The organism is Nocardia amikacinitolerans, from assembly GCF_900215415.1.
Taxonomy (GTDB): domain Bacteria; phylum Actinomycetota; class Actinomycetes; order Mycobacteriales; family Mycobacteriaceae; genus Nocardia; species Nocardia amikacinitolerans.
Genome location: NZ_OBEG01000001.1, coordinates 1,392,222 through 1,405,894 on the forward strand (window position 1 = coordinate 1,392,222; position 13,673 = coordinate 1,405,894).

General features: G+C 68.3%; 12 protein-coding genes. 9 read left to right on the forward strand and 3 right to left on the reverse strand.

Annotated elements, in window-relative coordinates; genetic code table 11:
- Nucleotides 1-2: 2 nt before the first annotated feature.
- Nucleotides 3-1,427: an MFS transporter gene (locus tag CRP45_RS06445; RefSeq protein ID WP_179830774.1), complete on the reverse strand. Its 1,425-nt coding sequence runs from the start codon at nt 1,425-1,427 to the stop codon at nt 3-5.
- 121 nt (nt 1,428-1,548) lie between these two features.
- Here CRP45_RS06445 and CRP45_RS06450 point away from each other — a divergent pair, with 121 nt between their 5' ends.
- Both CRP45_RS06450 and CRP45_RS06455 read left to right on the forward strand, forming a co-directional pair.
- The gene (locus tag CRP45_RS06450) at nt 1,549-2,448 is read left to right on the forward strand and encodes a LysR family transcriptional regulator (protein WP_097244185.1); all 900 of its coding nucleotides are present in this window, start codon (nt 1,549-1,551) and stop codon (nt 2,446-2,448) included.
- A gap of 37 nt (nt 2,449-2,485) precedes the next feature.
- On the forward strand, nt 2,486-3,124 hold the full coding sequence (locus tag CRP45_RS06455; protein WP_097244186.1) for a hypothetical protein: 639 nt from the start codon (nt 2,486-2,488) through the stop codon (nt 3,122-3,124).
- Between the two features lie 92 nt (nt 3,125-3,216).
- On the opposite strand, the gene CRP45_RS06460 is transcribed toward CRP45_RS06455, so the two are convergent.
- Entirely contained in the window at nt 3,217-3,897 is a 681-nt protein-coding gene (locus tag CRP45_RS06460) for a TetR/AcrR family transcriptional regulator (protein ID WP_097244187.1), read from the reverse strand.
- Here CRP45_RS06460 and CRP45_RS06465 point away from each other — a divergent pair.
- Nucleotides 3,896-4,303 (forward strand): DUF6463 family protein, encoded by a 408-nt coding sequence (locus CRP45_RS06465; RefSeq protein WP_097244620.1) that lies wholly within the window; start codon nt 3,896-3,898, stop codon nt 4,301-4,303. The genes CRP45_RS06460 and CRP45_RS06465 overlap by 2 nt on opposite strands.
- A gap of 9 nt (nt 4,304-4,312) precedes the next feature.
- Here the strand turns inward: CRP45_RS06465 and CRP45_RS06470 are convergent, their stop codons facing one another.
- Nucleotides 4,313-5,689, reverse strand: coding sequence for an aminotransferase-like domain-containing protein (locus CRP45_RS06470; RefSeq protein ID WP_245909948.1), 1,377 nt, complete (start codon nt 5,687-5,689; stop codon nt 4,313-4,315).
- A gap of 105 nt (nt 5,690-5,794) precedes the next feature.
- Between CRP45_RS06470 and CRP45_RS06475 the strand changes: the two genes are divergently transcribed.
- The 6 genes from CRP45_RS06475 to CRP45_RS06500 are packed head-to-tail and all read left to right on the forward strand — an operon-like array spanning nt 5,795 to nt 13,427.
- Nucleotides 5,795-6,643 carry a nitrilase-related carbon-nitrogen hydrolase gene (locus CRP45_RS06475; protein ID WP_097244189.1) on the forward strand — a complete coding sequence of 283 codons (849 nt, stop codon included), beginning with the start codon at nt 5,795-5,797 and terminating at the stop codon, nt 6,641-6,643.
- Between the two features lie 13 nt (nt 6,644-6,656).
- Nucleotides 6,657-8,078 (forward strand): dihydropyrimidinase, encoded by a 1,422-nt coding sequence (gene hydA / locus CRP45_RS06480; RefSeq protein WP_097244190.1) that lies wholly within the window; start codon nt 6,657-6,659, stop codon nt 8,076-8,078.
- 9 nt (nt 8,079-8,087) lie between these two features.
- A complete protein-coding gene (locus tag CRP45_RS06485; RefSeq protein ID WP_067782883.1) occupies nt 8,088-9,113 on the forward strand; it encodes a TIGR03842 family LLM class F420-dependent oxidoreductase in 1,026 nt (341 codons plus the stop codon).
- Nucleotides 9,110-10,438, forward strand: coding sequence for an aspartate aminotransferase family protein (locus tag CRP45_RS06490; RefSeq protein ID WP_097244191.1), 1,329 nt, complete (start codon nt 9,110-9,112; stop codon nt 10,436-10,438). The genes CRP45_RS06485 and CRP45_RS06490 overlap by 4 nt, the downstream gene beginning before the upstream one ends.
- On the forward strand, nt 10,435-11,943 hold the full coding sequence (locus CRP45_RS06495; RefSeq protein WP_097244192.1) for a CoA-acylating methylmalonate-semialdehyde dehydrogenase: 1,509 nt from the start codon (nt 10,435-10,437) through the stop codon (nt 11,941-11,943). The genes CRP45_RS06490 and CRP45_RS06495 overlap by 4 nt, the downstream gene beginning before the upstream one ends.
- Before the next feature lie 26 nt (nt 11,944-11,969).
- Nucleotides 11,970-13,427, forward strand: coding sequence for an NCS1 family nucleobase:cation symporter-1 (locus CRP45_RS06500; protein WP_097244193.1), 1,458 nt, complete (start codon nt 11,970-11,972; stop codon nt 13,425-13,427).
- Nucleotides 13,428-13,673: the final 246 nt, after the last annotated feature.

Genomic DNA, 13,673 nt, shown 5'->3' on the forward strand with positions numbered 1-13,673 from the left:
CGTCAGACCGCCGGGTTGGTCCGCGGCCTGCGCAGCAGCAGGGCCGGCGCCAGGCCGGCACCGACCAGCAGCGCCGCGACCGCGAAGGTCCAGTGCGTTCCCCGCGCGATCTCCGCTGGCGTGCTGGCGGTGAGGTCCCGCGTCCCCGCGGCGCGCGCGAAGACCGCGCCCATGACCGACGCACCGGTCGTCAAGCCGAGGTTGCGGGAGAGGTTCAGCATCCCGGATACCAAGCCGCGCTGTTGTGCGGCAACGTCTTTCATGACCGCGGTGTTGTTGGCCGCTTGGAATGTCGCGTAGCTCGCGGTGCAGACGACCAACGGCAGCAGGTAACCGAGGACGCCCGCCGCGACGGGCATCACCGACAGGGTCAGCGCGGCCGCGATGACGCCGACGAGCCCGACGATCACCATCGTTCTCGACCCGAAGCGATCCGTGGCGCGCCCGGCGGGGACGCCGGTGAGCGCCGACACCGCCGGGCCCGCCGACATCACGAGCCCCACCGCGGCGGTGCCGAGACCGAGCGCACCGCCCAGGTGGAACGGGCCGACGACCAGAGTCGTCATCATGACGGCCGAGACAAGCGTGCTCGTCGTCAGCCCGACGGCGAGCACCGGATCGCGCAACATGCCGAGGGTCAGCAGCGGGAACGAGACTTTGCTCTCGGTGACCACGAACAGAGCGAGACCCGCACCGGCGACGCCGAGCAAACCGAGGGAGAGCAGCCCGAAGGACCCGGCGGTCACGGCGAGCGCATAAGCACCCAGCGTCACGGCCAGCAGGACGGTGCCCAGCGTGTCGAAACGCCGTGCCGAGGTTCCGGCCGCAGCATCGGCAGGCAACCGGAGGGTGAGCGCCAGCACGAGCAGCCCTACCGGAACGACGGCGAAAAATATTGCACGCCAGCCGAATACGTCGATCAGAACACCGCCAAGGGACGGTCCGAGCGCCGTACCGACGGCCGACATCGTGCCGAGCAACCCCATCGCGCTACCCGTGCGGTGTGCGGGCACCACCGCGCCGACCGAGGCCATCGCCAGCGCCATCATGCACGCCGCGCCGACCCCTTGCAGCGCCCGCGCGGCGATCAGCAGCGGCAGATTCGGGGCGAGCCCGCACAGCAGCGTCGCGACGGTGAACACCGCGATACCCAGCACCAGCAACCGACGGCGGCCGATCAGGTCGCCGAGCCGGCCGACCCCGACGATCAGCGTCGTGATGGCCAGCAGGTAGGCGATCACGATCCACTGAACCTCGGGGAAGGTCGCGTCGAGCGCCACCGCCATCGACGGCAGGCCCACGTTGGCGATGCTGATGCTCAGCGAAGGCAGCAGCATCGACAGCGAGAGCGCGGTGAGCACCAAGGCCTGTCCTCGACGGCCCACCGGCTCGTGCCGGACAACGGGAGGCGTTGCTGATCTGGACATGAAGGTGTTCCTCCTGGTTTCGACGGTGTTCCTCGAACGTAAGTTCCGTTCCAACCTGGCGGAAGACGCAAAGAAGTAAAGGCAACTGTGCACCGGACGCCAGGTATGCGATCCTGTTCGCATGGCGCGTCCCGATCTGAACCTGCTCGTCACCCTGGACGTTCTGCTCGAGGAGGGCAGCGTCACGCGGGCGGGTGAACGGCTCGCGCTGAGCCCGTCCGCGATGAGTCGCGCGCTCGCCCGGCTCCGGCGTGCGACCGGGGACCCGCTGCTGGTGCGCGCGGGGCGCGGCCTGGTGCCCACTCCCCGCGCCGTGGAATTGCGCGAACGTGTGCGCGGGCTCGTCCGGGAAGCCGAAGCGGTGTTGCGGCCGGTCGAGCGACTCGATTTGGCCACGCTGCACAGGACTTTCGCGCTGCGCGCCAGCGATGGGTTCGTGGAGAGATTCGGCCCCGCGCTGGTGGCCGAGGTCGCCGAAGCGGCGCCGGGCGTGCGCTTGCGGTTCCTTCAAAAGACGAAGAAGGACACCGCCCCCTTGCGCGAGGGCGCCGTCGACCTGGAAACCGGCGTCGTCGAGAGCGCCCCGCCGCCGGACGTGGTCAGCAAGCCGCTGTTCACCGACCGCTTCATCGGAGTTGTCCGCGCCGAGCATCCCCTCGACACCGGGAAGGTGACCGCCGCACGGTACGCCGCGGCGCGCCACGTGCACGTCTCCCGTCGCGGACTGACCGCCGGGCTCGTCGACGAGGCGCTGGAACCGACCGGCCACCGCCGCGACATCGTCACCGTCGTGGACGGCTTCGGCGCGGCGCTCGCGCTCGCGCGGGCCACCGACCTCGTCGCCACGGTCCCGGAGCGGCACACGGCGAACCTGCGGCAGGGGCTGCGCTCGTTCGAATTGCCGTTTCGCGCACCGGAAGTGACGATCTCGCTGCTGTGGCACGTCCGGCTCGACGCGGACCCGGCGCACCGGTGGTTGCGTGATCGCGTCTCGGCGGTGTGCCATTTCGAGGACGACTGACCCACCGATGTCGGCGCGACCTGCTACCTTCCGCGGCATGGTGATCGACGGAAGCTCCGCGCACGGAGCGGCCTTGACGGAGCGGGTGATCGAGGCGGTGCGGCGGGACCCCGGAGCTTCCGCGCTCTCGCACCAGCAGGTGCCGTGGGTGGTCGGCACGCCGCGACCGGTGGCGTCGGATGTGTTGGCGGAAATGGTTTTTCCCTCCGGGCGGCCGCTGCCGCCGAGCCTGCGGGCGTGGCTGGCCTTCGACGTCGGCTTGCTGGAGCGCTACGACTGGTTCGACGAGGACGGCGGCTTCGCACCACGGCGGCTCGACGAACTGGTGCTCGCCGAGCTCGGCGAGCCATGGGCCGAGTGCTACGCCCCGCTCGCCGAGCGTTTCGACGAGTGCTTCCTGCTGCCGGGCGGCTCGGATTCGCGCCGGTTCCTCGCCGTCGGCGAACCGGATTCGGAGGGCGAATATCCCGTCCTCGCCCTGGACGTCGACGACCTGCCGTTCGTCGGCCTGATGTATCCCGGCTTCGATGTCTACCTGGCCGATAGGGTTGGGCTCCTCCGAACGGAATTCCCTACCTACACGGCGCTTTTCGATCACGCCGTCTACAGCAGGCGGTTGCGTCAGCACGCGCGCACGTGGTTCGCGGGAGAAGCGTACGCCGAGTATCCGTTCTGAGTCGCCGTGCCGAATGTGTCGCAACGGCTCCGCGGCCGCCGACGCTACGTCGACGTGAATCCGCGGAAGGAACCCGACAGACCCGCGCGGCACTACGGACGCAAAAGGTACTCCCCCGCAAGCTGAATCGCTTCGAGCTTCGTGTATCCGGGATGGTCCGCGACGATGAAGTGGCGGCCGATGGCCAGCGCGAAGGTCAGCATGCACCGCGCCTCGATCTCGTCGGGATCGTCGAGGAACTCGCCGAACATCGTGCGCAGGAAATCCATTCGCCGGTTGTCGATGCGCCGCAGCCGCGCGGCGACGGACTCGTCGCGGTTGGCCCAAGCCCGGATCGCCAGGTCGATCCGATGCAGATCCTCGGAGAACGTCAGTTGACCGACGCGCCGAATACGGTCGGCCGCGTCACCGCCCTCGGCGTCGGCTTCGGCGATGACCTCCGTGGTGCAGCGGCGTTCCCACTCGTCGAGCATCTCCGCGATAAACGCGGCACGGCCGTCGAAGTGCCCGTAGAACCCGCCCTTCGTCACTCCCAGTGCGGCGGCGAGCGTTTCGACGCGGACCGCGTCGGGTCCCCCTTCGGCGAGCGCGTCGAGACCCGCCGCTATCCAGCGGGCACGGGGCGTGCGGGGCACAGCGGGAATCAGGTCACCTCCATTGATCGCTACTCGTTTATACGGTACCGTACAAACGAACTGTACGGGGCCGTATAAACGAGAGGTCGAACCTGTGAACGCCGGAAAGTCGTTGCTCCGCTGGGCGAGCGGGATCATGATCGTCCTCGGCACCGGTCATCTCATCTTGTTGACACTCTCCGCATGGAGCGACATCACCGGCTGGGTGGATCGCGGAGTGTGGGCGGCCGTCCCGCTCGGACTCAGCGACGAGGAGGAGACGGTCGAGTCCGCGCAGAACGCGCTGACCTTTTGGGCCGGCCCCGGCAGCTTCGCCGTACCGCTGATTCTGTTGGGCTGTCTCACTTGGCATCTCACGGGGCGCGGGGTGCCTGTTCCGGCTTGGGTCGGCTGGAGTCTTGCGGCCTGGTCCTTACTCGGCGGCATCCTGCTTGTACCCTCCCCGTACTTCGCGGGAACCGTCGCCGGGGCGCTCGTGGTCCTCGCGGCGCGCAAGCGAGATCTGTCGAGCGCGAAGCGAGATCGGGTGCCGGACCCGGCCTGAGCCTCGGCGCTATCCACCGTTCCGCGATCCCGGATCGAGCGAGAAGTACTCCGACTGCCGGGGGCGGGCGGCCAAGGCGAGGGCGGCGGCCACCTCGTCGATGCCGCCGGAGAGCGGCGCGATGGTGACGCGCACCGCCTCCGGGTGACCGCGATCGGCCACGAAGAACGGACCTCCGGGTGCGACGCGTATTCCGTTGGCCGCCAAGTGGATCAGGGCCGTGCGCTCGTCGGCGACCGGCAACCAGGCGTTGAGGCCCTGCCCTTTGGCGAGCCGTGCGCCGTGGCGCCGCAGCGCGTCGGCGAGGGCGCGGCGGCGGACTTGATACTGCTCGCGCGCGTGGTCGACCGTGCGGGTGACCGTGTCGTCGCGCAGCATCTCGTGCAGCAGACGCTGCAGGATGCGCGGTGTCCAGCCCGGCCCGAGGACGCGGGTGGCGACGATGCGGTCGATGATCTCCTCCGGGCCGGACAGCGCCGCGATCCGCAGGTCGGGACCGTGCGATTTCGAGTAGCTGCGCACGTGCAGCACGCGGTCGGGCAGCCAGCGGCCGAGGCTGATGTCCTCGGCGGGGACGACGGCGCCGGAGTGGTCGTCCTCGATGATCATGCAGCGGTGCTCGCCGCGGCGCAGGATCGCGACGAGTTCCTCGGCGCGCTCGGTGCTCATCGACGCGCCGGTGGGGTTCTGCGCGCGCGGTTGCAGGACCGCCGCGGTCGCGCCGGTCGCCACCGCCCGCGCGAATTCGTCGGGCAGCACCCCTTCCGCGTCCATTCGCACCGGAATGATCTGCGCGCCAATGGATTCCAGATAGTCGAGGATGTGCGGGAAGGTGGGGTCCTCGACGATCACCCGATCACCGAATCGGACGACGGCCTGCAGGCTGCGGGCGACCGCGTCCATGGCGCCGTCGACGACGGTCAGCGCGCCGGACCCGGTGGGCCAGTCCGCCTGCAACAACCGCCCGAGCTCGGGAACCACCGGCGCCTGGTGGTAGTCGGTGGTCTCGGCGTTGAGGGCCAGCCGGGACAAAATCGATCCGATCTCGGGCAGCAACGCCGGATCGGGTGTGCCGAGCGAGAGGTCCAGCCGGGCGGAGCTCGCGCCACGGGTCATGCTGTCGGTCCGGGACGACGCGGGCCGTGCCCCGCCGTCGGCGACGAACGTCCCGCTCCGACCGCGGGACACCACCAGCCCGGCCTGCGCCAGGGCCCGCCAGCCGTGACTCACGGTCGCGGGACTGACCCCGAGGCGGCTCGACAGCTCCCGCACCGTCGGCAGCCGGTCACCCGCGCGGAGCTCGCCGCTGGTGATCAGGCGGGCGATGGCGCCCGCGATCCCCGCGGGAGTCGGGTCATCGATCTGGATTCGGTCGTTCGTTTCCACGCCTCGATCACCTCGCGAGATTTACACTTTCGGCACCGACTGAAATATTCAGGAAATGTTTACCTTCGAAGATAACATAACCAACTTCGGTAGGGAGATCGACAGGTGACGACAATCAAGGCCGCCATCACCCAGGCGACGTGGACCGGCGACAAGAAGTCGATGCTGGCCAAGCACGAGGGTTTCGTCGAGCAGGCCGCCGCCGCGGGCGTGCAGGTCATCTGCTTCCAAGAACTGTTCTACGGACCGTATTTCGGCAACGTGCAGGACAAGAAGTACTACGAGTACGCCGAATCCGTGCCGGGACCGACGACGGAACGGTTCGCGGAGCTCGCCAAGGAGCACCGGATGGTGATGGTGCTTCCGGTGTACGAGGAAGACCAGCCCGGCGTGCTCTACAACACCGCCGCGGTAATCGACGCCGACGGCAGCTACCTGGGCAAATACCGCAAGCACCACATCCCTCAGCTGTCTGGATTCTGGGAGAAGTTCTACTTCCGGCCTGGCAATCTGGGCTATCCCGTTTTCGACACCGCCGTGGGCAAGGTCGGCGTCTACATCTGCTACGACCGGCACTTCCCGGAGGGCTGGCGCGCCTACGGATTGGCGGGGGCGGAGCTGGTTTTCAATCCATCGGCCACCAAACCGGGCTTGTCCGAACGGCTTTGGGAGCTGGAGCAGCCCGCCGCGGCGGCCGCGAACCAGTACTTCATCGGCGCGAACAACCGGATCGGCACGGAGACCGAGGAGTTCGGCGACGACGCCGTGACCTTCTACGGCAGTTCGTATTTCGTCGACCCGCGCGGCGTCTACGTCGGCGAACGGGCCTCCACCGACACCGACGAACTGCTGATCCGAGACCTCGATCTGGACCTGGTGCGCGAAGTACGCGGCGACTGGCAGTTCTATCGGGATCGGCGACCGGATTCCTACGACGCCATCGTGGCGCCCTGAACCAGGAGGGATCATGGCTACCACACTGATCACCGGAGGAACGGTCGTCTCGGCGACCGGGCGCGGCGCGGCCGACATCCTGGTCGACGGCGAACGCATCGTCGCACTGCTGGAGCCGGGCACGACGGCGCTCGGCGCGAACCTGGCCGAAACGGTGGACACCGTCGTCGACGCGACCGGCAAATACGTCATTCCGGGCGGCATCGACGCGCACACCCACATGTCGATGCCGTTCGGCGGCACAACGGCTTCCGACGATTTCGAGAGCGGCACCAGGGCCGCCGCGTGGGGCGGCACCACCACCATCATCGACTTCGCGGTGCAGAAGTTCGGTGAGCGCGTGCAGGATTCGTTGGACACCTGGCACAAGATGGCGTCGGGCCAGTGCGCGGTCGACTATTCGTTCCACCAGATCATCGGTGACGTCAACGACGAGTCACTGGCCGCGCTGCGCAGGCTGCCGGACGAGGGCATCACCAGTTTCAAGCTCTTCATGGCCTACCCCGGCGTCTTCTACAGCGACGACGCGCAGATCCTGCGCGCCATGCAGATCGGCGCGAACACCGGTCTGCTCACCATGATGCACGCCGAGAACGGGCCCGCCATCGACGTTCTCGTCGAGCAACTGCTGGCCGAGGGCAAGACCGACCCCTACTACCACGGCATCGCGCGCGCCTGGCAGCTGGAGGAGGAGGCGACGCACCGCGCGATCATGCTCGCCGATCTCACCGGCGCGCCGCTGTACGTGGTGCACGTGTCGGCGAAACAGGCCGTCGCCCAGCTGGCCGCGGCTCGGGACCGTGGCCGCAACGTCTTCGGCGAAACCTGCCCGCAGTACCTGTACCTGTCCCTGGAGGACAACCTCGGCGCGCCCGGCTTCGAGGGCGCGAAGTGGGTGTGCTCGACGCCGCTGCGCTCCCACCGCGAAGAGCATCAGGATCAGGTGTGGCAGGCGTTGCGCACCAACGATCTTCAAATGGTGTCCACCGACCACTGCCCCTTCTGCATGAAGGGCCAGAAGGACATGGGGATCGGCGATTTCTCCAAGATTCCCAACGGCATCGGCACGGTCGAGCACCGCATGGATCTGATGTACCAGGGCGTCGTCGAGGGCCGGATCACCCTGGAGCGCTGGGTGGAGATCACCTCGACCACCCCGGCCCGCATGTTCGGCCTCTACGGGCGCAAGGGCGTGCTCGCCCCTGGCGCGGACGCCGACATCGTGGTCTACGACCCCGACGGCCACACCTCCATCGGCCTCGGCAAGACCCACCACATGAACATGGACCACTCGGCGTGGGAGGGCTACGAGATCGACGGCCGCGTCGCCACCGTGCTCTCGCGCGGCAAGGTCGTGGTCGCGGACGGCGAGTATCGCGGCCGCAAGGGGGACGGGCAGTTCGTGCGGCGCGATCCCTGCCAGTACTTGATCTGAGGAGACGCCATGCAATTCGGAGCGGTACTACAGTGCGATCCCCCGGCGGCGCGCACGGTCCAATTGGCGAAACTGGCCGAGGCGCACGGGTTCAGCCACCTGTGGACCTTCGACTCGCACCTGCTGTGGCAGGAGCCGTACGTGCTCTACAGCCAGATCCTGCACGAGACCAAGCGAATCATGGTCGGCCCCATGGTGACCAATCCGGCGACCAGGGACTGGACGGTCACGGCGTCGCTGTACGCCACGCTCAACGAGGCCTACGGCAACCGGACCATCTGCGGTATCGGGCGCGGCGATTCGGCCGTGCGCGTCGGTGGCGGCAAACCAACCACGCTGCGCACACTGCGCGAATCGATCCACGTCATCAGGGAGCTCGCCAATTCGCGCGCCGTCGAATACGGCGGCAGCACCGTGCGGTTCCCGTGGAGTGTCGGCTCGACACTGGACGTCTGGGTGGCCGCCTACGGGCCGAAGGCGCTGGCGTTGACCGGCGAGGTGGCCGACGGTTACATCCTGCAACTCGCCGACCTCGACATCGCCGAATGGATGATCGGCGCCGTCCGGAAAGCGGCGCAGGCGGCGGGCCGCGACCCGGCTTCCATCAAAATCTGTGTTGCCGCACCGATGTACATCGGCACCGACCGCAAGCACATGCGCGACCAGTGCCGCTGGTTCGGCGGGATGGTCGGCAACCACGTCGCCGACATCGTCGCGCGCTACGGCACCAGCGGTGCGGTGCCGCTCGCGTTCACCGAATACATCGCGGACCGAACCGGTTACGACTACAACCAGCACGGCCGGGCGGGAAACGTACACGCCGACTTCGTCTCCGACGACATCGTCGAACGGTTCTGCGTGCTCGGCACCGCCGACGAGCACATCGCCAAACTCCGGCGGCTCGCCGACCTCGGCGTCGATCAGTTCGCGGGCTACCTGCAACACGACAACAAAGAGGAAACCATGCGCGTCTACGGTGAGACCGTCATTCCGCAACTGCGGCAAGCCATTACCGCGACGAAGGTGACGGCATGACCGCCGTGCGCGTCGACTTGGACGCGCGCGCCTACGAACTCGACCGCAGCCATGTGTTCCACTCCTGGTCGGCGCAGGCCGCGCTGCACCCGGTGGTGCTCGCGGGCGGGCGCGGCTGCCGGGTGTGGGACCACGCGGGCCGGGAGTACCTGGATTTCGCCAGCCAGATGGTCAATGTGAACATCGGCCACCAGCATCCGGTGGTCACGGCCGCGATCGCCGACCAAGCCGCGCGCCTGGCGACCATCGGACCGGCCACCGCGAATCTGCGACGCGGCGAGGCGGCCCAGCGGATCACGGCGCTGGCGCCGGACGGTATGGACAAGGTGTTCTTCACCAACGGCGGCGCGGACGCCAACGAGAACGCCATCCGGATGGCGCGCCTGCACACCGGCCGCGACAAGGTGCTCTCCACCTACCGCTCCTATCACGGCAACACCGGCGCGGCCGTCGTCGCGACCGGCGACTGGCGGCGGATGCCGAACGAATACGCCCGCGGCCATGTGCATTTCTTCGGCCCCTACCTGTATCGCAGCGAGTTCTGGGCGAGCACCCCCGAGGAGGAGAGCGAACGGGCGCTGCGGCACCTGGAGCGGGTCGTGCAGTGCGAAGGCCCCTCGACCATCGCGGCGATCCTGCTGGAGACCGTGCCGGGCACCGCGGGCATCCTGGTGCCGCCGCCGGGCTACCTGGCCGGCGTGCGCGCCATCGCCGACCGGTACGGCATCGTGCTGATCCTCGACGAGGTGATGTGCGGATTCGGCCGCACCGGACGGTGGTTCGCGTTCGACGGCTACGACGTGACACCCGATCTGATCACCTTCGCCAAGGGCGTCAACTCCGGCTACGTTCCCGTGGGCGGCGTCGTCATCTCCGACGCGATCGCCCGGACCTTCGACAACGTCGTCTTCCCCGGCGGCCTCACCTACAGCGGGCACCCGCTTGCCGCGGCGTCGATCGTGGCCGCCCTCGACGTGATGGCCGACGAGGGCATCGTCGCCCATGCCGAACGCATCGGCCGCACGGTGCTCGGTCCGGCGCTCGCGGAACTGGCCGACGACTGCCCGGTGATCGGCGAGGTGCGCGGCGAAGGCGTGTTCTGGGCCCTCGAACTCGTCGCCGATCGCGCCACCCGCGAACCCGTGTCGGCGGCCACCATCGCGCGCGTCAAATCCGACCTGATCGCCAGGGGCTACCTGCCGTTCATGGCCGACAACCGCATTCACGTCGCGCCGCCCTGCGTGGTCACCGAGGCCGAAATCGCCGAGGGCGCTGCGATTTTGCGTGACGTACTGACCGCCCTGCCAGCCGAGGAGATCCGATGACGAATCCCGCGACCGCCGATATCGTCGACCACTGGGTCGACGGCAAGCCGTGGACCGGCGAATCCGACCGCACCGCACCGGTTTTCGATCCGGCGCTCGGGGTCGCGCAGCGCAGCGTCCGGATGGCGACCGCCGAGGACGTCGGTGTCGCCGTCGCCGCCGCCGCGGCGGCGCTGCCAGGCTGGTCCGATTCCTCCGTAGCCACCCGGCACCGGTTCCTGCTGAACTTCCGCGAACTGCTCAACGCCCGCAAGGACGAACTGGCGAGCATCCTGACCGCCGAGCACGGCAAGGTGCTCGCCGACGCGGCGGGCGAGGTCGCCCGCGGGCTCGAGGTCGTCGAGTTCGCGCTGTCCATGCCGCATCTGCTCAAGGGCGAGTTCAGCCAGAACGCCTCGACCGGGATCGACGTGTACTCGGTGCGCGAACCGGTCGGCGTCGTCGGCATCATCAGCCCGTTCAACTTCCCGGCCATGGTGCCGCTGTGGTTCTTCCCGATCGCGATCGCCGCGGGAAACACGGTGGTGCTCAAGCCGAGCGAGAAGGATCCATCCGCCGCGAACTGGCTCGCCGAACTCGCGGCCGACGCCGGGCTTCCCTCGGGCGTGCTCAATGTCGTACACGGCGACAAGGAGGCGGTGGACGCGCTGCTCACCCACCCTCGGGTCGCGGCGATCTCGTTCGTCGGCTCCACCCCGATCGCCGACTACGTCTACCGGACCGCGGGCGCGCACGGCAAACGGGTGCAGGCGCTCGGCGGCGCCAAGAACCACATGCTCGTCCTGCCGGACGCCGACCTGGACCTGGCCGCGGACGCGGCGGTCAACGCGGGCTTCGGATCGGCGGGCGAACGGTGCATGGCGGTGAGCGTGGTGCTCGCGGTCGACACCATCGCCGACGACCTGGTGTCGCGCGTCGCATCGCGAATGACCGGCCTGCGCACCGGAGACGGCCGCCGCGGCTGCGACATGGGACCGCTGATCACCCGCGAGCACCGCGACCGCGTCGCCGCGTACCTCGACACCGCGGTCGCCGATCAGGCGCGGGTGGTGGTCGACGGCCGCGACAGCGCCATCGACGGTGACCCCAACGGGTTCTGGCTGGGACCGAGCCTGATCGACCGGGTTCCGGTGACCTCGGCGGTCTATCGCGACGAGATCTTCGGGCCCGTGCTCTCGGTGGTGCGGGTCGAAGGCTTCGAGCAGGCCGTCGAGATCGTCAACGCCTCGCCCTACGGCAACGGCGTCGCGATCTTCACCAACGACGGCGGCGCGGCGCGGCGCTTCCAGCGGCAGGTGAACGTCGGCATGATCGGCGTCAACGTACCCATCCCGGTCCCGGTGGCCTACCACAGCTTCGGCGGCTGGAAGGCATCGCTGTTCGGCGATGCGAAAGCCTACGGCCCCAACGGATTCGCGTTCTTCACCAGGGAGAAGGCGATCACCTCCCGCTGGCTCGATCCCAGCCACGGCGGCATAGACCTCGGTTTTCCGCGGAACAGTTAGCACCACCGAAGTACGAAGGACATCCGATGACAGACACTCGGGTACGGCCGCCCGCCGGCGCGCCGGGCAGTTCCACGCTGGTCAACGACGACTTGGCGCCGACCACCAAGGAGACAGCGACCTGGCGTACCTGGGACATCTTCTGTCTCTGGATGACCTCGGCGCACAGCATCGCCAGCTACGGGTTCGCCGTCGGCATGCTCGCACTCGGCATGACCGGGTGGCAGACCATGCTCGCCCTGTTCACCGGTGTGCTCGTGCTGTGGTTGGGCAGCAATCTGGTCGGCGTCGCGGGTCAGAAGGTCGGGGTGCCGTTCCCGGTCTTCGCCCGCGCCGCGTTCGGCGTGTTCGGCGCCAACGTCCCTGCCCTGCTGCGCGCGATCGTCGCGGTGTTCTGGTACGGGATCCAGACCTATCTGGCGTCGACCGCGCTGATGGTGCTGATACTCCGGGTGGCACCGGGATTGGCGTCGTGGACGGAGGCCGGTTTCCTCGGGTTGTCCACGCTGGGTTGGATCGCGTTCCTCGTGCTGTGGACGGTGCAGTTGGCGATCATCAACTACGGCATGGAAGTCGTGCGCAAGGCCTCGGACTTCGCGGGTCCCGCGGTGTGGATCGGCATGATCGCGCTGGCCATCTGGATTCTCGGAAAGGCCGAGTGGAGCATCGATTTCAACGCCCGCGCGGGTGCGCCGCTGTCGGGCGGTGCGACGGTGGCCGCGTTCGTGGGTGTCGCCTTCCTCATGGTGTCGTTCATGGCGGGTCCGCTCGTCAACTACGCCGACTTCGCGCGGTTCTCGCCGAGCAGGAAGGCGGTGCTACGCGGCAACGCGTGGGGAATTCCGTTCAACGAGACCGCGTTCGTCGTCCTGTCCATCATCATCTCGCTGGCCACGCTGAAGGTGTACGGGAAGGTGCTGACCGACCCGGTGCAGCTGGTCGCCGACATCGACAGCGATGTCGTGGTGGTCGTGGCCGCGGTATTGTTCGCGACGGCGACCGTCGGCATCAACGTCGTCCTCAACTTCGTCTCCCCGGCCTACGACATCTCCAATGCCGCACCGAGATACATCTCGTTCCGCACCGGCGGCATCATCACCGCCGTGCTCTCCATCCTGGTGATGCCGTGGAAGCTCTGGGAGAACCAGGATTTCATCATCTACTTCCTCGGCGGCGTCGGCGCGCTGATGGGTCCGGTGTTCGGCATCTTGATCGTCGACTACTACCTGGTGCGTCGGCAGCGCACGGCGGTCGCCGAGCTGTACTCCGACACGGCGGACGGGCGCTACTACTTCTCCCGCGGGTTCAACCCGAAAGCATTGACGGCTCTGGGCATTTCGGGGACGGTAGCGGTGATCGTCGCGCTGGCGCCGGATTCGCAGGAGGTGACGGCGCTGTCGTGGCCGGTGGGTGCGGCGCTGGGAGCGGTGCTCATGTACGCGTTCACTCGGGTCCGCCCGTCCGTGCCCGCGACCGCGGAGTGACCGGGTCCGCCGGGCCGCGGCAAGATCGTGCCGCACCGCACGGACGAATTCGTCACCGAGCACACGCGGTGACCGACACCGTCCGCCGGACGGCGGCGCAAGGCAGTCGGGTACCGGCGCGAGGCGGGCGGCGCGCATTCGCGGGCAATCGCCACCCTTCCGCGTTTCGAGTGGCAGCATCGATGGGACAGGTCATGAACCCTTCGGGTCGACCAACACCGGACCGCCGCGACGAGCCCGTCGCCC